Consider the following 20,121-nt stretch of genomic DNA (forward strand, 5'->3'; position numbering starts at 1 on the left):
TATCAGGCGGCTCCGTATTCTTTTGCCCGGCTACGCGGGCGACAAGGGATTATTCCTCGTCCAGCGCCTCAACGGCTTTTTGCAAGTCGTCTTTGCTGACTTCCTTGTCAGCAACCTGAGCCAGCTCGACGATATAGTCGATGACTTTGTCCTCGAAGATCGGCGCGCGCAGTTGCTGCTGCATCTGGGCATTCTGCTGCACGAACTCAAAGAACTGACGTTCTTGACCAGGGTACTGACGCGCCTGATTCATGATCGCCTGTGTCATCTCGGCATCGGTGACTTCAACCTCGGCCTTCTGGCCCAGCTCCGCCAACAGCAGACCCAGACGCACGCGGCGCTCGGCCAGTTTGTTGTGCTCGTCGGTGGGCTCGATCGGGTCGTGATCGTGGCCTTCGACATCGGGGTTTTCCTCGTGCCACAGCTGGTGCGCGATTTGCTTGGCTTCAGCTTCTACCAGCGACGGCGGCAGGTCGAACGACACCTTCTCATCCAGCACGTCCAGCAGAGCGCGCTTCATCACGGCCCGCGATGCGCCGTTATATTCGGCTTCAAGACGCTCCGAAATCTGACCCTTCAGCGCATCCAGATCTTCGGCACCGAATTTGGTGGCCAACTCGTCGTTGATCTCGGCGGCGACAGGCTCTTTCACTTCTTTGACGGTGCAGGTGAAAACAGCTTCCTTACCGGCCAGATGCTCGGCACCGTATTCGGTCGGGAAAGTGACGTTGACGTCTTTTTCCTCTTCGGCTTTCACACCAACCAGCTGTTCTTCAAAGCCGGGGATGAAGCTATTCGAGCCCAGAACCAGCGGGTAGTCCTCGGCCGAACCGCCTTCGAATTCTTCGCCGTCTACTTTGCCAACGAAGTCGATCACGACCTGATCACCGTCCTTGGCTTTCGAACCTTTACGGCGCGCTTTGAAATCCTGCGCGGTTTCAGCCAGGTTGTTCAACGCTTCTTCGATCGCCGCGTCGTCGGCTTTGACGACCAGCTTTTCCAGTTCGACCGATTTCAGGTCAACTTCAGGAATGGCAGGCAGCGCCTCATAGGACATCTCGACATGGACGTCGTCGCCTTCTTTCCAGTCCTCGTTGGTCATCTTGACCTCGGGCTGCAGCGCAGGACGGTCACCGCTATCCTCAAAGTGCTTATTCATCGCACCGTCGATGCTTTCCTGCATCGCTTCACCCAGCAGGCGCTGGCCGAACTGCTTTTTCAGCAGCGCCATCGGCACTTTGCCTTTGCGGAAACCTTTCATTTCGATTTCCGGCTGTGCCTCGACCAGTTTTTCATTCACTTTGTCGTCCAGCTCAGTTGCGGAAACGACAATATTGTAACCGCGTTTCAGACCTTCGTTCAGCGTCTCGGTAACCTGCATTATGGTAGTCCCCATAGGATTCGGGGCGCGCAAAACGGCGCGCCGGGCAAATTTGAGGCCTTCTATTTGCCCTGCCCCCAACGTGCAAGGGGCAACTGCCCGATCAGCCTTGTTTTGCCGCGGATTTGAAGAAAAAACGCCCCGGACTGGGCCGGAGCGTTTGTTGTTGGCTGCAACTGTCGTCTCAGAACCGCCAGCGCGCGCCCAGAGCCCAGGCTTCGTTCTCGTCGAAATCGACCATATCGTCAAAATCGTGGCGGCGGTATTTCAGATATGCATCCGTGTTGATGCTGTCGATCCGCTGCACAACCGCGATGCCCCAGGATTTGGTGCTTGATCCTTCATTCTGGAAATCGGATCCGTCGAAATAGTCGATCCCGATACCGGTTTGCCCCCAAGACACCCAATCGGTCTCATAGGCGATCTTTGTGTACCAATAATCCGGATCGCTAGCCCCGTCAGAGGTATTGTCCCGCGTCCCCAGAGCCGCTGTGAAACTGAACCCGCTCGGCAGCAGCACCGAGGCCGATCCGATCGTATCCCGACGTTCACCTGACCCATCATCAAAGTCGCGCACCGCATAGGCGATTGTGGCCGCAAACTCGATCCCATTTGTGAAGGTGTTTCCGTAAGATACTGCAATATCGTAATAATCGTCGTCGTCACTGCTGGACAAAATATTCTGACCATAGGCGATAGCGCCCGAGAACCCATTGTAACTAGGCGTGTCATAACGGATACGCCCGCGCCGCGCCCCGTCAAAGTTGTCGGCGGAATCTCCAACCGTGATGTCGCTCAGTATCCCGTCGGGCTGGCGATAGAAAAAGGCACCGTTCTCGTCATTGGTGAACGAATACAGCACAGTGCCAACATAGGACAGATCAACCTCGGCCGCGCCATCGGACGCCATGCTGCCCTGCCCTGCCGAGAATTTGCCATAGCTGCCTTTCAGGGCGAAATCGACGTGGCGAATATCTTCGCGCGACCAGCCATCATTATTGGTGCCGTCCTGATTGGCCGAACCGGTGCTGGGCAGCCCCAATCCGGTTTCAAACCAGAACGTGAACTCGTTGCTGCCATAGGGCTGCATCAGGCGAAGCCCCACACGGCTGTTCGACAGATCATTGTCGAGTAAACGGGTTTCCGTTTCTTCCCCGTCATCTACCGAGACGATGACCGGGTGAATCTGGCCGTAGAGCTCGACATAGCCGCCGCTGTTATTGTCGTATCGCAATTGCGCCATTGCCGGAACGGCAGTCGTTACGGCCAACACTGCAGCCAGAGAATGAATTCTAAAATTCTGGGTCATTTCAGTCACCATGAGAAAAACTGTTTTGGCGCTGCTCAATTTTTTGTCTTCTACCTGCCTAGGACGGGCGCTGAACGCACAAGTGATGCCTATTGCCTTCCGTAACGTACCTCACACCGCGTCCTCGAAATCTGGCTTCTTTTTAAATTCTTACTTCTCGCAAAACCTTCCCTTGCTTCCAGGTTGGTTCGTCCCAAGGCACAGACACAATTGTCGATTGGCCAGCTTCACCCTTCAGACGGCCATTACCAGTGCAGCAACCAGCGTTCGGCGACACGTCGAATATACAATCATATATCTATGTTTTTCAATACATATGGCAGTTGCTCAGGCAAATCCTCGGCGATCAAGCCCGGCCCAAAGCTGCGCGCGCATTCCACATGCAACCACGCCCCAGTTTCCGCCGCCTGCATAGGTGTGAACCCGCGGGCCAGCAAACCGGTGATAAACCCGGCCAGCACATCTCCAGACCCCGCCGTTGCCAACCAAGGGGCAGAACGGTCATAAAAAGCCGCATTGATCGAGCATCTACCATCCGGCGCCGCAATCACCGTATCCGGCCCCTTGAAAAGCACCACACACCCAGCACGCTTGGCCGCCTCTCGCGTGGCATCCACCTTCGAATAAGCCGGTCCCTTTGTCGGCGTCGCCGCCAGCTTTTCGGTGATATCCGGGAAGAGCCGCGCAAACTCGCCCCCATGCGGGGTCAGAACACACTTGTCGTGCAACTTCGAGAACAAAGCCGCCGGGTCACCCTCAAACGCCGTCAGAGCATCCGCATCCAGCACGGTCGCCCGCTTGGCCTGCAACGCAACCGGCACCAGTTCGCGCGCCCGCTCCACCCCCATTCCAGGCCCAAGACACAGCGCATTCAACCGATCGTCGCCCAGCACATCCGCAAACCCCTCGGCCCCATCAACCCGTTGCACCATGAGGGCCGTCAGCTGCGCCGCCACCTCCATCTGAGCCGAGCCCGGCACCCCAAGCGTCACCAACCCAGCCCCAATCCGCAAAGCCCCCCGCGCCGCCAACCGCGCAGCACCAGTTTTCGCAGCGCCGCCTGAGAGGATCAGGGCGTGACCGTGGGAGTATTTATGCTCGTAATGCTTTTTGAAGAGATACTGTGGCAAGTTGCTTTGATCTGCTTCCGTACACAGGACCCGAACCAGTTTTTCCTGATCGTGGAGCTTAACCAAAGCACTCCGGGCCGCTGAATCAGGCTTTTCCAGTGACGGCAACCCAATGCCAGCCACAACAGTCTTTCCACAATATCGGGGACCATCCGCGATTAGATGACCAATCTTTCTAGTATGAAATGAAACGGTCAAATCAGCCGAAATTGCGGAGCCTATCGCCCGACCGCTGTCTGCGCACAATCCACTCGGTGTGTCTACGGACACAACCCGAACACCTTTCTCTGTTAGCAAAGTTTTCACCGCCTCTTGAGCCAAAAGGCTAAACGCCCCCCCAAAAGGACGAGTCAAACCGGTTCCAAACAAGCTATCGACAATCAGGTCCAAATGATCCGGGAAAGGCAGATACTCATCCACCAAGGGTGGTGGATCAATCTTTCGAGCTTTGACAGCCCCCAACTCCATCCAACGCTCATAATTCACTCGCGCATCCGGCGGCAGCTTCTCGGCATCCCCGTACAGAAACACCCCAAGGTTCCACCCCAACGCATGCAGCAGACGCGCAACAACAAACCCGTCACCGCCATTGTTCCCCGGCCCGCACAGCACCACGGCGCGCAACGGATCCCCTTCATCTGGCCCCAAATATCTCGGGGAGCTCGAGGGGCTGGCCCCTCGATCCTTGAACTCGGGCCACTCCTCATAAATAGCGTCGACAACGCCCTGCCCGGCCCGCTCCATCAGTTCCAGCCCGGTTACCTCACCAGACTCAATCGCGGTCCGTTCGATGGCCTGCATCTGTGCAGCCGTCAGCAGTTCCGTCATCTCACTTTTCCCAGTCGATTCAGTTTCGATCATTTTTTACGCAAACTGACTAAAATTTAACCTCAAGCCCATTTTCCCAACGGCCAAACGGGGCCAAATTCGCAATCCGATTGTCGCCCGATCTTAGACGTGGTCACTGCCATCCTTACAAGAGTTAAAGGGAGCCCGGTATGAAGAAGATCGAAGCGATCATCAAACCGTTCAAGCTGGACGAAGTAAAAGAGGCGCTGCAGGACGTAGGCGTCCAGGGTCTCAGTGTGATCGAGGTCAAAGGCTTTGGCCGTCAGAAAGGCCACACCGAACTCTATCGTGGCGCGGAATATGTCGTCGACTTTCTGCCCAAAGTAAAAGTCGAGGTCGTTTTGGACGACGATCAGGTCGATGCTGCCATCGACGCCATCGTTTCGGCCGCTAAGACCGACAAGATCGGCGACGGCAAGATTTTTGTGTCGCCCGTTGAGCAAGCCATTCGCATCCGGACCGGTGAAACCGGCTCGGAAGCGCTGTAATCGAACACTCCAATCAGAGGAAAATAGAGTATGAGCAAGGACGCAGTTCTTCAGCTGATCCGTGATGAAGACGCAGAATACGTCGACATCCGCTTCACCGACCCGCGCGGCAAGCTTCAGCACGTCACCATCATGTCGGACCAGGTTGACGAAGATTTCCTGGAAGAAGGCTTCATGTTCGACGGCTCGTCGATCGCTGGCTGGAAATCGATCGAAGCATCGGACATGAAACTGATGCCCGACACCGAAAGTGCCTATGTTGATCCGTTCTACGCGGAAAAGACCATCTGCCTGCACTGCTCGATCGTTGAGCCCGACACCGGCGAAGCCTATGAGCGTGACCCGCGCGGCACCGCCCAGAAAGCCGAAGCCTACCTGAAAGCTTCGGGTATTGGTGACGTTGCCTACATGGGCCCAGAAGCCGAATTCTTCCTGTTCGACGACGTCCGTTTCTCGAACAGCATCAACAAGGTATCTTACGAAGTTGATGCAACCGACGCGTCGTGGAACACCGACACTGAGTACGAGATGGGCAACATGGGCCACCGTCCCGGCGTCAAGGGCGGCTACTTCCCCGTGAACCCCGTTGACGAAGCGCAAGACCTGCGCTCAGAGATGCTGTCGACCATGAAGCGCCTGGGCATGAAAGTGGACAAGCACCACCACGAGGTTGCTTCCTGTCAGCACGAGCTGGGCTTGATCTTCGACAGCCTGACCAAGCAAGCTGACGAGCTGCAGAAGTACAAGTACGTCATCCACAATGTTGCACATGCCTACGGCAAATCGGCCACCTTCATGCCGAAGCCGATCGCAGGCGACAACGGCACCGGTATGCACGTGAACATGTCGATCTGGAAAGACGGCAAGCCTCTGTTCGCTGGCGACAAATACGCTGACCTGTCGGATGAAGCGATCTACTTCATTGGCGGCATCCTGAAGCACGCCAAGACCCTGAACGCCTTCACCAACCCGTCGACCAACAGCTACAAGCGCCTGATCCCGGGCTTCGAAGCACCTGTTCTGCGCGCCTATTCGGCCCGCAACCGTTCGGGTTGTGTCCGTATTCCATGGACCGAAAGCCCGAAAGCTAAGCGCGTCGAGGCTCGCTTCCCCGACCCAGCCGCGAACCCCTACCTGGCGTTTGCTGCTCTGCTGATGGCTGGTCTGGACGGCATCAAGAACAAAATCGATCCGGGCGAAGCCATGGACAAGAACCTGTACGATCTGCCGGCCGAAGAACTGGCCGACATCCCGACCGTATGTGGTTCGCTGCGCGAAGCGCTGGAAGCTCTGGCCTCCGATCACGACTTCCTGCTGCAGGGCGACGTGTTCACCAAAGACCAGATCGACGGCTACATCGCACTGAAGATGGAAGAAGTCGAAACCTACGAGCACACACCGCACCCGGTCGAGTACGGCATGTACTACAGCTGCTGATCCAAGAATTTTCGACGAAAATTCTTCCAAGGGCGCCCAACCGGGCGCCCTTGTTTCGTTTCGGGTGATCTTCCAGACTGCCTGCCAAGGAGGAGATCCCATGGACACCGAGTTTACGCATTTCGTGACCACCGCCGAAGAATTGGAACAGATAACCGGCGCGCCTCTGCCCCAGATCATCGCCAAGGAATTGCCCGCTCTGGATCAGATGTGCCGCGACTTTGTTGCAACCTCGCCGTTTTGCATCATTGCCTCTGCCAATCCCGACGGACATTTGGATGTGTCACCGCGCGGAGACCCAAGCGGTTTTGTTCACGTGCTCTCGGACACCCTGATCGCCATCCCCGACCGTCCTGGCAACAAACGCGTGGACACGTTCCACAACATCCTGAAAGACCCACGCGTCAGTTTGATTTTCTTCGTGCCCGGCAAGATGGAGACATTGCGCATGCGCGGAACGGCCCAAATCTGCGTCGACCCAAAGCTGCTGGACACCATGGCCGTGCAAGGTCGCGCGCCCAAGCTGGCCTTACTGATCAAAGTTCAAACCGTCTTCGCCCATTGCCCCAAATGCGTGATCCGCGCAAACCTGTGGAACCCTCAGGATTGGCCAGATTCGTCAAACCTGCCGAACATGAACGCCATGATGGTCAAGCACGCGCGGATCAACAAAACTCCGGATGAATGGTTCGAAACCCTCAAGCAAAGCGGAGAACTGGATCTGTACTGACCCCCTTTGCGGGACAGCTCTCGGTACGTAAGATGGGAATTGTTCTTTTCAGTCCATCAGGTTTTTCACCATGTTTCGTCTTGCCCTGCTTTTCGCCTTGATCCTTCCAACTCTTGCGATTGCTGCCCCCTGCGGTGACACAAGCGCCGATTTTGAGGCTTGGAAAAAGGACTTCGCGAAACAAGCCAAACGCGCGGGTGTAAAGAAGAAAGGCCTCCAGGCACTCGCCCAGACGACCTATGCAACACGCACTATTGCAGCCGATCGCAACCAGAAGAGTTTCAAATATTCGCTGGACAAATTCATGCAGGTTCGCGGCGCCGACACGATTGTCGCGCAGGGACGCAAGCACAAGGCGCGAAACCCGCAATTCTACGCGGCGCTCGAGCGGCAATATGGCGTTCCAGCGGGTGTTCTGATCGCCATTCACGGCATGGAAACCGGCTTTGGCGGCTTTATGGGCGACAGTCAGGTTGTTTCGGCAATCACCACCCTTGCCTATGATTGCCGCCGGTCGGAATTCTTCATTCCCCATGCGATCGGCGCACTGAAACTGGTGGATCAAGGCAGCATTACGACCGCGACACGGGGGGCGAAACATGGCGAATTGGGGCACACGCAGTTCCTGCCCGGCAACGCACTGAACTATGGGGTCGATGCCACGGGGGACGGCAAAGTGGATTTCTACAACATGACCGACGCGTTGGCCTCGACCGCGAATTTTCTTCGCAAAAAGGGTTGGAAACCGGGGCGCGGCTACCAGCAAGGGCAGCCAAACTTTGCCGTCATTCAGCAATGGAATGCTGCCACCGTGTACCAGCAATCCATCGCCATCATGGCCGCGCGAATCGACGGCTAAGGCTGGCCACAATCTCAGCACGCGCCTCCTTATTTCAGCCACATTCCTGCCACAGACATTTAATGGCCCTTAAATTGCCTAGGTTTCCAGACCGTAATCAATCTTTGCAATTTGTGATTTTTTTCCATTTTCGCCTAAATCTGCCCCATTTCTCTCACTAGACTGGAGTCCAAACAGGATGCGACAAAGGAATGCGCAGTGACTCCGAAGAACAGCTATCATGGTGGTTTGCAGTTTGACGGCGAGACCGATGGCGCGATCGAGCGGTTCAGCGCCATTGTTTCTGCAACGCTTGAAGATTACGGGCATCTGGTCGAACGCAAGAGCATTCGTGACGCGACCGAAGCCAGCATCGTCTGCAATCAATATCTGGTGCGTCTGACGCTGGACACACAGGTGCCCGTGGCTGAAGACCGGTTTGAGCGCATGAACCGCTCGGCTGGTTTGAAGACGCTGCAACGGCCCGTGGTTACGTTGCCGAAAAACCGGCTGACCATTACGATCACGCCGGTCTCACCGCTTCTGGACGACCGCGAGATTTCCGAGCTGATGCTGGTGGTTGTCCTGTATCGCATGGTCGACATCTGCGCCACGCAGCGGGTTGAATGGCTGACCCCCAACACCGTGCTGACCATCGAACAATTCATGAGTGCGTTTGACACTCTGCCCCCCGTTAAAAAAAAGAAGCGAAATAGAAAACAGATTTTCGAGGCAGTCTCAGGCCCGTTCGCGGAACTGGACACTATTGAGGAAGACCCACTGGACGAGCCACAAAAAAAGGCGCCGCCCCCGGCAGCCCGGCCGATCCAGTTGTCGGATGAGCAGTTGCTCAGCATCGCTTTTCGGACAGAACCAATCGAGCAGCCTTTGGATCGGGACGACACGCACCCCCTCGACCACGACGAACAGCCCAGTGATATCCTGCGACTGACCAGTTGGGGATTGACCGGTGCCGTGGCCAGTGTGTCTGTTCCGATCGCGGCCTCTATGGCCGCTGTGAACCTGATCCGGGGCGAAGATTTTCGCCTTAACACTCAGGTGCTTGCCTATTCGGTAGCGATCTCCGCTCTCAGCACAAGCGGGGCCTTCGCAGGTGTTGCCAACGTTTTGGGCATGTGATTCACGAACCTAAGACCCTCCTAGGAGGCCCCGCCATCAGGCGGGGTTTTCTATATTTGGCAAGCTGTACGCTTTCAGCACGTAGGTATGGATTGTAAATACCACCGCCTGCGTCTGCGGCAGCCGCAACAGTGTTTGCTTTTCGCTGCGCAGATAAGGCGCGGATCCGGGGTCTTTGATGTGACGTGACTCCTGCACGCTTCGGGGTTGGTGCAACTCGGCATCATCGTACCACAGCGCGTTGAACCTCCAGAGCGGCCGACCCGGCCGTATCCCGTCGAACAAGCGCTGGACACGGCGGGCGATGTCATCGTCATAGCTGTCGACCGGCACATGGATGTCGATCAGCGGGCGCATGAACTTCTCGGACAGGCGCCAACTGGCCGGAAAACACAAGACGGCCCCGGTCAGAACATGTTCATCGCCGCGCTTTTGCAAGATACAGATATCCTCCTGCACCAGTTTGCACAGGGTCTCCATCGGCTGGGCTCGATCGATGACCACCATTTGTCCATCGGGTCGGGTGACATGGTCGGAGCACCCCGGATAGGCGTGGTACAGCACAAGATCTAGCAGCTCCTGCGCCGCCGGTTCAGCGCTCGGGTCCAGCGCCAGAACATCCGCCCGGCGGTCGCGCAACAAAGCTTCTCGGTGCTGCATCTGCGCCGCAAAGGCATCATCCCGGTGCAGCCATGTCTCCATACTGTCGGGCTGGATACCCGGCAGTGGGCGTTGATCTAGCGGGTTGTAGGGAATTGCGGTCTGAAAAATCGTCATAAGGCTGATCTATCACTGCAACGCAGAGCTGTCGGTCAAAAAGCGACGATCCGACCGTCGCAATTTATCGAGACTGCGCGGCAATGATTCTCCACGCTGAAAAAACAGGCAGAGAGGGCATCCATGAACACACATTACCGCGACGGCCGCAAAATCGACCCCACCAAAGGCGCGACCCTTGGTGATGGCACCCCGAACGAATTGGACCGGATCGAGATCGGTCCCACCCAACTAGCCTTTTCCGAGTGGGAAGCCGCCGGGTTGACCCTGCCCAACCTTGCCAACATGCGCGAGTATCGCTGGAAACGCCTGACGCAAGCGGTCGTGGATCGCGGCTATGGCGGGGTGCTGATGTTCGACCCGCTGAACATCCGCTATGCCACCGACAGCACCAACATGCAGCTTTGGAACACCCACAACCCGTTTCGCGCCGTACTGCTGTGCGCCGATGGGTACATGGTAATCTGGGACTATAAAAACTCGCCCTTCCTTTCGACCTTCAACCCGCTGGTGCGCGAACAGCGTTCAGGCGCCGACCTGTTCTATTTCGACCGGGGAGACAAGGTGGATGTGGCGGCTGATGTGTTCTCGAATGAGGTGCGGGTGCTGATCGAAGAGCATAGCGGCGGCAACAAACGCTTGGCCGTGGACAAGATCATGCTGCATGGGCTGCGCGCGCTCGAGGCGCAGGGGTTCGAGATCATGGAGGGCGAAGAACTCACTGAAAAGACCCGCGCGATCAAGGGCCCGGACGAGATTCTGGCCATGCGCTGCGCCCATCATGCCTGCGAGACCGCTGTTGGCGCGATGGAGCAGTTTGCCCGCGCCAATGTCGGCGACAGCAAGACATCCGAGGATGACATTTGGGCCGTTCTGCACGCTGAAAACATCCGACGCGGCGGTGAATGGATTGAAACCCGCTTGCTCGCCTCAGGGCAACGCACGAACCCGTGGTTTCAGGAATGTGGACCGCGGATCACGCAACAAAATGAGATTATCGCGTTTGATACGGACCTGATCGGTTCTTACGGTATATGTATCGATATCTCACGCACATGGTGGATCGGCGATCAGAAACCCCGCCCGGACATGATCTATGCCATGCAGCACGCGCATGAGCATATCATGACCAATATGGAGATGCTGAAACCCGGCGTCATGATCCCCGATCTGACGGCCAACTCACACAAACTGGACGACAAGTTTCAGGCACAAAAATACGGTTGCCTGATGCACGGTGTCGGCCTGTGCGATGAATGGCCGTTGGTGGCCTACCCGGACAAGGCGGTTGCCGGCGCTTACGACTATGCCTTGGAGCCCGGCATGGTCCTGTGTGTCGAGGCCGCCGTGGGCGAAGTGGGCGGTGATTTTTCCATCAAGCTGGAGGATCAGGTTCTGATCACCGAAGACGGGTATGAGAACCTGACAACCTATCCGTTCGACCCCCAGCTTATGGGTCTGGCCTAGTCCGGCCAGGTTGAGCGTTTGACATTGCCGTGCCAGTCTTCAGCGGTTTGCGCCGCGACCGGCGCGGCCTCGGGCCAGTTGTGACCCGCCGCAAAGCTAAGCAGCGCCGTCAGGGCAAGAATGATCAGAAGATCGGGGCGCAGCGCGGTGCTGCGTGGTGCGCAAGAAATGTGTGCCATCATGGCCTCCGAGATTGTGTGACGTGAACAAAGTCAATGTGGAGGCTCCAAACATATTTTTAAAACGAATATTATTTTGATACCTCATCACATAAATTGATGGCAATTGAAGCCTACGTTCCGCTTCATGTACTGGATGACCGATCTGTTCTCACCTTCCCGTGACGCGCGTTACATATGGGTTGAGCGACCCGGTAGAAGCCCACAGTATTGGCGCCAACTTGCGACGTAAGGAACTGCCATGCCCACCGAACGCATTACCTTTGCCGGTCACGACGGCAACCAACTTGCTGCGCGCCTCGACCTGCCTGACGGGCCGGTTCTGGCCACAGCGTTGTTTGCCCATTGTTTTACCTGCTCCAAGGACATTCCCGCCGCCCGTCGCATCGCGGCTCGCTTGGCTGGAATGGGTATTGCCGTTCTGCGTTTTGACTTCACCGGTCTGGGTCACTCTGAAGGCGAATTCGCCAACACCACTTTCACTTCTAATGTCGAAGACCTGATTGCCGCCTCTCACTATCTTGCCGGGCGCGACATGGCGCCGTCGTTGCTGATTGGGCACTCGCTTGGCGGAGCTGCTGTGCTGCGCGCCCGCGCTGGCATTCCCAGCGTCAAAGCGGTGGTCACGCTGGGCGCACCTGCTGATCCGGGCCATGTCTCGCACCATTTCCAGGCCGCTCTTCCCGAGATCGAGCAGGAAGGCTCGGCTGAAGTGACGCTGGGCGGGCGTCCTTTCCGCATTGGCAAGGCCTTTGTCGATGACATATCGGAAACCGAACTGACCCCCGCCATCAAAGAGCTGAAAGCCGCGCTGCTGATCCTGCACGCCCCCTTGGATGAGACCGTGAGCGTCGACAACGCCAGCGCCATCTTTATGGCCGCCAAGCACCCCAAAAGCTTTGTTACTCTGGATGATGCCGACCACCTGATCACGCGGGCCTGTGACGCTGAATATGCGGCCGATGTGATTGCGGCCTGGGTGACACGCTACATAACCCTGTCCCCACCAGCCCCACCGCCCGGCGCCCCCGAAGGCATTGTGCGCGTGACCGAGGCCGACCCCAGCGGTTTCTTGCAGGACATTCAATCCGGCCCCCGTCACCATGCGGTCGCGGACGAGCCTGCCTCGTATGGCGGCACCGACCGAGGCATGTCGCCTTACGGTTTCGTGTCTTCCGGATTGGGGGCCTGCACCTCGATGACAATTCGCATGTATGCGCGTCGCAAACGCTGGCCGTTGACGGGCATTGTTGTCGATGTCTGCCACAACAAGGTCCACGGGCAGGATGCGGGGCTAGTCGGCGACGGAAAGGTTGATCTGTTCCGGCGCAAGATCCGGCTCGAAGGTCCTCTGGACGACGAACAGCGCGCCAGGTTGCTGGAAATTGCCGACAAATGCCCTGTTCACAGGACACTTGAGGGTTCGGCGGAAATTACGACCGAATTGCTGACCTGACGCACCTTACCGTCGCGGTGCCGGTCGATGGATCGGCGGCCGTGCTGTCGGGGGCCGAGCCACAGGTGGCCGGGGCCGCGCGGGCGGTTTGGCGATCGGTGGCTTGGGCCGTGCAGGCGGTTTCCCAACCGGCGGCTTCGGGCGAACCGGGCGATCTACGTCGATGTCCACATCTACGTCGTGGTAATAGTCGTTCCAAAGAAGCGAGTCGTAAAACGGATCATATCCGTATCCCACGCCAACAGTGACCCCATCACAGGCCGAAAGGGTAAAACTGGCTGCGCCCAGACTCAGGGCAAGACAGGTGCGTTTGATCAGTTTTCTGGCCATCTTCCCCCTCCTCACCGAGCAGCCCGGAACGAGGCGAACACTGCGTTCAGATCATCCACATAGGCCGGATCGGCCCCATCGCGCAGAACGGCCACGGCCACGGCGACGCGGTCATTGGGCAGGTCGATCACAGTCGCAGTGAAGTTAACGCCCCGCCCATCACGGGTACCGGTGCCCCGGATCACTTGCGCGGGCAGCCCTCCGATACGAGTCGAAACATTGTCTGAGACCACTGGAGATTTGACCAGAAACTTGTCGACATCCTGAAGATACCGCAATCCTCCGTCGATCGAGGCGACGCCGGCGGGTGCGACAAAACCGATCCAGACGTTGTCATCGGTCACAGGCCGTATCCCCATGACACGAGCCACTGCGCGGGGATCTCCGAGTTGCGTATCCTCAATCTCGCGTGTGCCGCCTGTCCGCACGGCCCAGAAATCGGGCACCGAAAAGCTAAACAAGGCGCGTCCATTATCCGTATACGTCACCGGGGTATCGGCCAACACTGGCGCGGCGCCAAGCCATATCGCCGCAATGGCAGAGCTTATTCGCAAAAACATATCATAATAACCTGTTGTTTCTGTTGGCTCAGAGTGGCCCGCGATGACTGGATTTGTCCAGTCTCATTCCACAACAAAAACCGCGTCGGGATTGCTCCGGGCGCGGGTTTCGTCGTTCTCAAAAGCGGGAAATCAGGCGCGGGCGTCGCCCACCAGTTTCCACAGGCCAGGGATCAGCAGCGCCGCCAGCGCCAGTTTGATCGCATCACCCACCAGGAACGGCGTCAGGCCCCAGGCCAGGATCGGCTGATCCCAACCATACAGCTGACCCAGCCAAAGCAGGCCGGGGACGTAGATCAACACATTGGCCAGAACCAGCGCCAGCGCCAGCTTGCCAACCGAGCGGTCCCAGCCGCGCGCGGCCAGAGCACCCAGAGCCAGGGTCGCCAGAACGTAACCCACCAGATAGCCGCCTGTGCCACCCATCATGTAAGTCAGCCCGAATTTCTCGGCCGACGAGCCGGCGAACACATCAAAGCCCAGCGCGCCGATCAGCAGGTAACCCAGCATGGTCACCAAACCCAGACGCGCGCCATAGGCGGTGCCAATGGTCAGAACGGCAAAGGTGCCCATGGTGATCGGAACCGGCCACATCGGCACTTTGATTTTCGCGGCAACGGCCAAAGCAACGATGCCCAGCGCAACCAGGATCACTTGCTTAACGCGCAGCGCCGTGCCTTCGCGCGGGCCAAACGCATTGGCCAGTACATTTGCATTCATCTTCACTTCTCCCCAATTCGGATCGGAAATCTGCGACAGCAATGCCCAATCCGGCCGCTCACTTCAAGGTGATTACGCTACCGTAGCACGTATTCCGTGTCCATTTCGTAGGATTTTCGGGGTCCGGAGACGATCCAGCGTACGCTCCATCGCGGCCAGGACGAGAAATCGTAGATAGCGTCATAGCTGTCTGGCGCGCAATCATGGTGATCCGACGTCTGCGGAACCCCCAGATTCAAACGGTGGAAATACCGCCCGTCGTCAAAAAAGACTGCTACGTCGTCGCGGTCCGCACGCCAAAGGTAGCGCCGGGCGCCTTTCACCTCAGCTTGACCGGGTATGCGCAAAACCACTTCTTCGTCATAGATCAGGCCGTCATCAACAGGACGCAGATACGCCATCCCATCCGCCTGCACCACCTGCCCCGCTCTTGCGTCGCGGATGGTGCGCGTCAGGCCCCAGCAGCCTTCGAAATCGGACAGGCTGTTCGGAGCGATCATTCCGGCAGATACCCGTCCGTGATCCCGCCCCTGTCGTCGATGAATCGAATGATTACCCCACTTTGCAACACATCGTAGCAGGCCCAAAGCCCGGATGGTGGCCAGGTCGAACAATACTGATCTCCGCGAACTGCCCACCGTCCACTGCTGGGTCGCCCCGAGAAATACTGCGTGGCCCCGCTTGCATCGAAGGTTTGCCAGACGCCTTCGCCATAGCTGAGTTTCTGTCCGGTCAAGGTCGACACGATTTCACTCCCAGTCAGTGGCCAAAACTCTGTCGCGGCCGAAATATCGGGCCAAAGGGCTAAAATCAGGGCAAACCGTCTCATCTGCGCACTCGCATCTTGTTCCCGTGGCGGGTCGCGTTTAAACCGCGCCGCAACGCCTCCTGCCAAATCACAATAAGGTGCCGCTGCCAATGATTCCACGTTATTCCCGCCCCGAGATGGTTGCCATCTGGTCGCCCGAAAGCAAGTTCCGCATCTGGTACGAGATCGAAGCCCATGCCTGTGACGCCATGGCCGATCTGGGCGTGATACCGCGCGAAAACGCCGAGGCCGTGTGGAAGGCCAAGGACGTTGAGTTCGACGTGGCGCGGATTGATGAAATCGAAGCCGTCACCAAACACGACGTCATCGCCTTCCTGACCCATCTGGCTGAACATGTCGGCAGCGAAGAGGCACGCTTTGTGCATCAGGGCATGACCTCGTCCGACGTGCTGGACACCTGCCTGAACGTACAATTGACCCGCGCTGCCGACCTGCTGATCGCCGATCTCGAAGGTCTGCTGGCCGCCCTGAAACGCCGCGCGATCGAACACAAGGACACTGTCCGCATCGGCCGCAGCCACGGCATCCATGCCGAGCCCACCACCATGGGTCTGACCTTTGCGCGTTTCTACGCAGAGATGGACCGCAATCTGTCTCGCATGCGCGACGCGCGGGCCGAGATTGCAACCGGTGCGATCAGCGGCGCGGTCGGCACCTTTGCCAATGTCGATCCTGCGGTTGAAGAGCATGTCTGCGACAAACTTGGTCTGGTGCCCGAGCCGATCAGCACGCAGGTCATTCCGCGCGACCGTCACGCGGCCTTCTTTGCCACATTGGGCGTGATCGCCAGCAGCATCGAAAATATCGCTATCGAAATCCGCCATATGCAGCGGACCGAGGTTCTGGAAGGGGCCGAGTTCTTCTCGATGGGTCAAAAGGGCTCGTCAGCTATGCCGCACAAGAAAAACCCGGTGCTGACCGAGAACCTGACTGGTCTGGCGCGTATGGTGCGTGCGGCGGTGATCCCTGCGATGGAGAATGTGGCACTTTGGCACGAACGCGATATCTCGCATTCCTCGGTGGAACGCATGATCGGGCCGGACGCCACGATCACGTTGGACTTTGCGCTGGCCCGTCTAACAGGTGTGATCGACAAGATGCTGATCTTCCCTGAAAACATGCTGGAGAACATGAACAAATTCCCCGGTCTGGTCATGAGCCAACGGGTTTTGCTGGCTCTGACCCAAGCGGGTGTCAGCCGCGAAGACGCCTATGCCATGGTTCAGCGCAACGCTTTGAAGGTTTGGGAACACCGCACTGATTTCAAAGAAGAACTTCTGGCCGATGCCGATGTCACCGCCGCCCTCAGCCCCGCGGAGATCGAAGAGAAATTCGACCTTGGCTATCACACCAAGCACGTAGACACGATTTTCGCGCGCGTGTTTGGCGAGGAATAAAGCCTAACGCACTAAACAAGGCCCGGACCGTATAGGCGGATTCGGGCCTTGTCCTTTTGTCAGGTTGCTCAAATTCGGATATGATGGGGTCGTTGTTCAGAACAGGAGACCCACCATGACCCGTACTCTTCTATGCGCATTGGCTCTGACCTGCTCTGCCTCGATCGCGATGGCCTGCAGCGGACATTCCAAGCAAACGCAATCCTGCGCGCCGGGCACCCAATGGGACTATGAGACCCAGAGCTGTACCAAAACCGTGAACAGCTAAGAAAATATTTCCTACTCGTGAATAAAAGCGAGCCGCCGATTGTTCGTCTTTTATCGGATCGCGCTATGCTTGATCAGAGCAGCCCAGAGAACGGAGTAGGAAAATGCGCCTAGTACTAGCCTCAGCAATTGCCCTGCAGGCATTCGCTTTCGCCCCAGTTGCCCACGCCGCTGGCGGTGGGGACAGCAGCCCGCCTAAACCGACGAACACGACCAAGAAGTGTCTGTTCGGTCGGGTCTATGACAAGGACGCCGGGCGCTGTGTGAAACCGAACAAAACAAATTTCACTCAGGACGAACTTTATGGCGCGGTGCGTGAGCTTGCCTATGACGGGCAGTTGGAAAACGCGCAGGACGTCCTTCGGATCATGGATCAGGATGATGACCGTGTTCTGACCTATTGGGGCTTTACCTTCCGAAAGCTGGGCGATCTGGAACAGGCCAATCTGTTCTATCAGGACGCTATCAGGGTCAATCCCGACAATATTCTGGCGCGCTCGTACATGGCACAAGGCTATGTCGCCGAAGGTCGCACCGATCTGGCCATCGAGCAATGGCGCGAGATCAAGGCGCGCGGTGGTGAAGGCACCTGGGCCGAGGCGTCTCTGCGCGAGGCAATCCGCACGGGGCTGACCTTCAACTACTAAGCTTCAGGTTTTTTTTACCCGAGTCTCCCTATTCTGCCCGTGGATCAGAATGATGGCACCGCAGGCAGATGCAGGACTCACACACATTGGTACAAATGGCGCCGGGGGCTTCGGCCCCCATTGCCGACAAAGAACAAGAAGCGCCGCGCGTGGTTCCACGCGCGCTGAGCAATCGACAAAAGGCGGCAGTGGTCGTACGGCTTTTGTTAAATGACGGCGCGGATATCCCGCTTGAGGATCTTCCCGATGACTTGCAGGAAAAGCTGACCCACCAACTGGGGCAGATGGGTCTGGTGGACCGGGTGACGCTGGACGCTGTGGCCGCTGAATTTGCCGAAGCGCTGGACAGTGTCGGGCTTTCCTTTCCGCACGGACTTGCGGGTGCGCTGGATGCTGTGAACGGCAAAATCGCTCCGGCCACCGCCGCGCGGCTGCGCAAAGTCGCAGGGGTGCGTCAAGTCGGCGATCCCTGGCAGCGCCTGCGCGAAATCCCAACCGAGGATCTGGCCGACATGGCGCAGGCCGAAAGTATCGAGGTCGCGGCAGTGATGCTTTCGAAGCTGGAAACCGCGAAGGCCGCGCAGCTATTGGGCCACCTGCCCGGCCCTGTGGCGCGACGGATCACCTATGCGGTGTCGAAGACCGCCAATGTCACACCCGAGGCAGTAGACCGGATCGGATGGTCGCTGGCCGCGCAACTGGATCAACGCCCGACCATGGCATTCACAGATGGCCCCGGTGCGCGCGTGGGGGCCATCCTCAACCAATCCGCCGCCTCGACCCGCGACGGGTTGCTTAGCGCTCTGGATGAGGAGGATTCGGATTTCGCCAGTGTCGTACGCCGGTCCATCTTTACATTCGCCCATGTCCCAACGCGCATCCTGCCGCGCGACGTACCCGCTATCCTTCGGGGCGTGGATCAACCGGTTCTGGTCACGGCGCTCGCCGGTGCCGAGACCGAGGACGACAAGACAACGGTTGAATTTCTTCTGACCAACATGTCCTCGCGCATGGCCGACAATCTGCGCGAGGAAATGACCGAACGCGGCAAGGTCAAACAGGCTGAGGCGGAAGAGGCCATGACCCAGATCGTTGGCGCAATCCGCGATCTGGTGGATGGCGGCGCGATAACCCTTGTCGAAGAAGAGGCCGAGGAATAACGAGACGCCTCCGTGCCCTTGTAACCCATTCAGAACGCTTGTGGTCGCTCGGTCGGGGTTGTATGTCTGGCCCGGCAACGCCCGCAATAGCCGCCGAGAGCCACAGATGCCCGTAGAAAAGTCAGAACTCAGCCGGATTGAGCTTGGCAAATATTTCGTGACCGGCCTGTTCCTAAAAGGGTTGATTGGCGCGATGCGCCTGCTGCCCTACGAGCGCCGCATTGCGACAATGGGCGCATTGGTCCGCACGCTTGCACCAGTGGTTGGGTTTTCGAAACGCGTGCGCGACAACCTGAAGCTGACCTGCCCCGACCTGCCCGAGGATGAAGTCAATCGCATCTGCCAGGCCGTCCCTGACAATGCTGGCCGCGCGATTATGGAACATTTCTCGCCCGAAGGGTTTACGGATCGACAGCGCCACGCAAAGGTTTCGGGTCCTGGTATCGCAGCGTTTGACGCCGCCGTGGCCGAGGGCAAGCCGGTGATGATGATCACCGCCCATTTCGGCCACTACCTTGCGGCGCGCATCGCGCTACAGGAACGCAGCGGCGAACCGATCGGTTGCCTCTATCGCCGGATGGCAAACCCCTATTTCAACGACATGTATGTCGACGCCTTTTACAAAACCGGCGCGCCGATGTTTGAACAGGGCCGCCGCGGCATGGTTGAGATGGTGCGCGCCCTGAAAAAGGGTGGGATCATCGCCATCGTATCGGACCTGCATGCCCATGGCGGCGAAGAGCTGACCTATTTCGGCAAACCCGCCGTGACCTCGGTTCTGAATGCCGAGCTTGCGATGAAGTACAAGGCGGTGTTGATCCCTTGCTATGCCGTGCGCCAGCCCAACGGTATCGACTTTGAGATCGTCCTGCACGACCCCGTCCCCCATACCGACCCCAAGACCATGACCCAGTTCACCAATGACGATCTTGAGGCGATGGTGCGCAAAAACATGGGCCAGTGGTTCTGGATTCACCGCCGCTGGAAAGCTTGGAATGGGCTGGGTGTTCAGCCGGAAGACATGGTTTAA

22 protein-coding genes are annotated in these 20,121 nt (G+C 57.9%); 12 read left to right on the plus strand and 10 right to left on the minus strand.

Annotated features, from left to right (window positions below; translation table 11 throughout):
• Window positions 1–49 precede the first annotated feature (49 nt).
• The 3 genes from tig to GOV79_RS05210 form a co-directional block, all read right to left on the minus strand.
• Window positions 50–1,381, minus strand: a complete 1,332-nt coding sequence (tig, locus tag GOV79_RS05200) for a trigger factor (protein ID WP_170788826.1) — start codon at window positions 1,379–1,381, stop codon at window positions 50–52.
• Between the two features lie 184 nt (window positions 1,382–1,565).
• Window positions 1,566–2,690 carry a porin gene (locus GOV79_RS05205; protein ID WP_170788827.1) on the minus strand — a complete coding sequence of 375 codons (1,125 nt, stop codon included), beginning with the start codon at window positions 2,688–2,690 and terminating at the stop codon, window positions 1,566–1,568.
• A 290-nt stretch (window positions 2,691–2,980) separates the two neighbouring features.
• Complete coding sequence (locus GOV79_RS05210; RefSeq protein ID WP_170788828.1) at window positions 2,981–4,648, minus strand: NAD(P)H-hydrate dehydratase; 1,668 nt, start codon at window positions 4,646–4,648, stop codon at window positions 2,981–2,983.
• A 170-nt stretch (window positions 4,649–4,818) separates the two neighbouring features.
• On the opposite strand from GOV79_RS05210, the gene GOV79_RS05215 reads away from it, so the two are divergent.
• The 5 genes from GOV79_RS05215 (at window position 4,819) to GOV79_RS05235 (ending at window position 9,302) form a co-directional block, all read left to right on the plus strand.
• Entirely contained in the window at window positions 4,819–5,157 is a 339-nt protein-coding gene (locus GOV79_RS05215) for a P-II family nitrogen regulator (protein WP_170354532.1), read from the plus strand.
• Window positions 5,158–5,187: 30 nt separating this feature from the next.
• Window positions 5,188–6,594, plus strand: a complete 1,407-nt coding sequence (glnA, locus tag GOV79_RS05220) for a type I glutamate--ammonia ligase (RefSeq protein WP_170354533.1) — start codon at window positions 5,188–5,190, stop codon at window positions 6,592–6,594.
• Window positions 6,595–6,694: 100 nt separating this feature from the next.
• Window positions 6,695–7,324: an MSMEG_1061 family FMN-dependent PPOX-type flavoprotein gene (locus GOV79_RS05225; protein WP_170788829.1), complete on the plus strand. Its 630-nt coding sequence runs from the start codon at window positions 6,695–6,697 to the stop codon at window positions 7,322–7,324.
• Between the two features lie 70 nt (window positions 7,325–7,394).
• The gene (locus tag GOV79_RS05230; protein WP_170788830.1) at window positions 7,395–8,183 is read left to right on the plus strand and encodes a lytic murein transglycosylase; all 789 of its coding nucleotides are present in this window, start codon (window positions 7,395–7,397) and stop codon (window positions 8,181–8,183) included.
• Window positions 8,184–8,381: 198 nt separating this feature from the next.
• Window positions 8,382–9,302, plus strand: a complete 921-nt coding sequence (locus tag GOV79_RS05235; protein ID WP_331252086.1) for a hypothetical protein — start codon at window positions 8,382–8,384, stop codon at window positions 9,300–9,302.
• A gap of 36 nt (window positions 9,303–9,338) precedes the next feature.
• Here GOV79_RS05235 and GOV79_RS05240 read toward each other — a convergent pair whose 3' ends face one another.
• On the minus strand, window positions 9,339–10,079 hold the full coding sequence (locus tag GOV79_RS05240; protein WP_170788831.1) for a heme-dependent oxidative N-demethylase family protein: 741 nt from the start codon (window positions 10,077–10,079) through the stop codon (window positions 9,339–9,341).
• Window positions 10,080–10,202: 123 nt separating this feature from the next.
• Between GOV79_RS05240 and dddP the strand changes: the two genes are divergently transcribed.
• Entirely contained in the window at window positions 10,203–11,546 is a 1,344-nt protein-coding gene (dddP, locus tag GOV79_RS05245; RefSeq protein WP_170788832.1) for a dimethylsulfonioproprionate lyase DddP, read from the plus strand.
• Here dddP and GOV79_RS05250 read toward each other — a convergent pair.
• Complete coding sequence (locus GOV79_RS05250; protein WP_170788833.1) at window positions 11,543–11,725, minus strand: hypothetical protein; 183 nt, start codon at window positions 11,723–11,725, stop codon at window positions 11,543–11,545. The genes dddP and GOV79_RS05250 overlap by 4 nt on opposite strands.
• A gap of 241 nt (window positions 11,726–11,966) precedes the next feature.
• Between GOV79_RS05250 and GOV79_RS05255 the strand changes: the two genes are divergently transcribed.
• Window positions 11,967–13,181, plus strand: coding sequence for a bifunctional alpha/beta hydrolase/OsmC family protein (locus tag GOV79_RS05255; RefSeq protein WP_170770456.1), 1,215 nt, complete (start codon window positions 11,967–11,969; stop codon window positions 13,179–13,181).
• A gap of 6 nt (window positions 13,182–13,187) precedes the next feature.
• On the opposite strand, the gene GOV79_RS05260 is transcribed toward GOV79_RS05255, so the two are convergent.
• The 5 genes from GOV79_RS05260 to GOV79_RS05280 all read right to left on the minus strand — a co-directional run bounded on the left by GOV79_RS05260 (window position 13,188) and on the right by GOV79_RS05280 (window position 15,620).
• The gene (locus tag GOV79_RS05260; protein WP_170770454.1) at window positions 13,188–13,511 is read right to left on the minus strand and encodes a hypothetical protein; all 324 of its coding nucleotides are present in this window, start codon (window positions 13,509–13,511) and stop codon (window positions 13,188–13,190) included.
• Between the two features lie 11 nt (window positions 13,512–13,522).
• A complete protein-coding gene (locus GOV79_RS05265; protein ID WP_170788834.1) occupies window positions 13,523–14,071 on the minus strand; it encodes a hypothetical protein in 549 nt (182 codons plus the stop codon).
• Window positions 14,072–14,203: 132 nt separating this feature from the next.
• Complete coding sequence (locus GOV79_RS05270) at window positions 14,204–14,791, minus strand: biotin transporter BioY (RefSeq protein WP_170770450.1); 588 nt, start codon at window positions 14,789–14,791, stop codon at window positions 14,204–14,206.
• A gap of 77 nt (window positions 14,792–14,868) precedes the next feature.
• Complete coding sequence (locus GOV79_RS05275) at window positions 14,869–15,291, minus strand: DUF6314 family protein (RefSeq protein WP_170788835.1); 423 nt, start codon at window positions 15,289–15,291, stop codon at window positions 14,869–14,871.
• The gene (locus GOV79_RS05280; RefSeq protein WP_170788836.1) at window positions 15,288–15,620 is read right to left on the minus strand and encodes a hypothetical protein; all 333 of its coding nucleotides are present in this window, start codon (window positions 15,618–15,620) and stop codon (window positions 15,288–15,290) included. Before GOV79_RS05280 ends, GOV79_RS05275 begins: the two co-directional genes overlap by 4 nt.
• An 89-nt stretch (window positions 15,621–15,709) precedes the next feature.
• Between GOV79_RS05280 and purB the strand changes: the two genes are divergently transcribed.
• From purB to GOV79_RS05305, 5 genes are all read left to right on the plus strand, one after another.
• Entirely contained in the window at window positions 15,710–17,017 is a 1,308-nt protein-coding gene (gene purB / locus GOV79_RS05285; protein WP_170770444.1) for an adenylosuccinate lyase, read from the plus strand.
• 115 nt (window positions 17,018–17,132) lie between these two features.
• Window positions 17,133–17,285: an adenylosuccinate lyase gene (locus GOV79_RS05290; protein ID WP_170788837.1), complete on the plus strand. Its 153-nt coding sequence runs from the start codon at window positions 17,133–17,135 to the stop codon at window positions 17,283–17,285.
• Between the two features lie 103 nt (window positions 17,286–17,388).
• Complete coding sequence (locus GOV79_RS05295; RefSeq protein WP_170788838.1) at window positions 17,389–17,931, plus strand: tetratricopeptide repeat protein; 543 nt, start codon at window positions 17,389–17,391, stop codon at window positions 17,929–17,931.
• A 95-nt stretch (window positions 17,932–18,026) separates the two neighbouring features.
• Window positions 18,027–19,091, plus strand: coding sequence for a flagellar motor switch protein FliG (locus tag GOV79_RS05300; RefSeq protein ID WP_170789000.1), 1,065 nt, complete (start codon window positions 18,027–18,029; stop codon window positions 19,089–19,091).
• A gap of 106 nt (window positions 19,092–19,197) precedes the next feature.
• Entirely contained in the window at window positions 19,198–20,121 is a 924-nt protein-coding gene (locus tag GOV79_RS05305; protein ID WP_170788839.1) for a lysophospholipid acyltransferase family protein, read from the plus strand.

The organism is Ruegeria lacuscaerulensis (assembly GCF_013034745.1).
Lineage (GTDB): Bacteria > Pseudomonadota > Alphaproteobacteria > Rhodobacterales > Rhodobacteraceae > Ruegeria > Ruegeria lacuscaerulensis_B.

Coding starts and splice junctions, on each gene's coding strand:
- tig (WP_170788826.1), bottom strand. CDS start 1,381: ATGCAGGTTACCGAGACGCTGAACGAAGGTCTGAAACGCGGTTACAAT.
- GOV79_RS05205 (WP_170788827.1), bottom strand. CDS start 2,690: ATGACCCAGAATTTTAGAATTCATTCTCTGGCTGCAGTGTTGGCCGTA.
- GOV79_RS05210 (WP_170788828.1), bottom strand. CDS start 4,648: ATGACGGAACTGCTGACGGCTGCACAGATGCAGGCCATCGAACGGACC.
- GOV79_RS05215 (WP_170354532.1), top strand. CDS start 4,819: ATGAAGAAGATCGAAGCGATCATCAAACCGTTCAAGCTGGACGAAGTA.
- glnA (WP_170354533.1), top strand. CDS start 5,188: ATGAGCAAGGACGCAGTTCTTCAGCTGATCCGTGATGAAGACGCAGAA.
- GOV79_RS05225 (WP_170788829.1), top strand. CDS start 6,695: ATGGACACCGAGTTTACGCATTTCGTGACCACCGCCGAAGAATTGGAA.
- GOV79_RS05230 (WP_170788830.1), top strand. CDS start 7,395: ATGTTTCGTCTTGCCCTGCTTTTCGCCTTGATCCTTCCAACTCTTGCG.
- GOV79_RS05240 (WP_170788831.1), bottom strand. CDS start 10,079: ATGACGATTTTTCAGACCGCAATTCCCTACAACCCGCTAGATCAACGC.
- dddP (WP_170788832.1), top strand. CDS start 10,203: ATGAACACACATTACCGCGACGGCCGCAAAATCGACCCCACCAAAGGC.
- GOV79_RS05250 (WP_170788833.1), bottom strand. CDS start 11,725: ATGGCACACATTTCTTGCGCACCACGCAGCACCGCGCTGCGCCCCGAT.
- GOV79_RS05255 (WP_170770456.1), top strand. CDS start 11,967: ATGCCCACCGAACGCATTACCTTTGCCGGTCACGACGGCAACCAACTT.
- GOV79_RS05260 (WP_170770454.1), bottom strand. CDS start 13,511: ATGGCCAGAAAACTGATCAAACGCACCTGTCTTGCCCTGAGTCTGGGC.
- GOV79_RS05265 (WP_170788834.1), bottom strand. CDS start 14,071: ATGTTTTTGCGAATAAGCTCTGCCATTGCGGCGATATGGCTTGGCGCC.
- GOV79_RS05270 (WP_170770450.1), bottom strand. CDS start 14,791: ATGAATGCAAATGTACTGGCCAATGCGTTTGGCCCGCGCGAAGGCACG.
- GOV79_RS05275 (WP_170788835.1), bottom strand. CDS start 15,291: ATGATCGCTCCGAACAGCCTGTCCGATTTCGAAGGCTGCTGGGGCCTG.
- GOV79_RS05280 (WP_170788836.1), bottom strand. CDS start 15,620: ATGAGACGGTTTGCCCTGATTTTAGCCCTTTGGCCCGATATTTCGGCC.
- purB (WP_170770444.1), top strand. CDS start 15,710: ATGATTCCACGTTATTCCCGCCCCGAGATGGTTGCCATCTGGTCGCCC.
- GOV79_RS05290 (WP_170788837.1), top strand. CDS start 17,133: ATGACCCGTACTCTTCTATGCGCATTGGCTCTGACCTGCTCTGCCTCG.
- GOV79_RS05295 (WP_170788838.1), top strand. CDS start 17,389: ATGCGCCTAGTACTAGCCTCAGCAATTGCCCTGCAGGCATTCGCTTTC.
- GOV79_RS05300 (WP_170789000.1), top strand. CDS start 18,027: ATGGCGCCGGGGGCTTCGGCCCCCATTGCCGACAAAGAACAAGAAGCG.
- GOV79_RS05305 (WP_170788839.1), top strand. CDS start 19,198: ATGCCCGTAGAAAAGTCAGAACTCAGCCGGATTGAGCTTGGCAAATAT.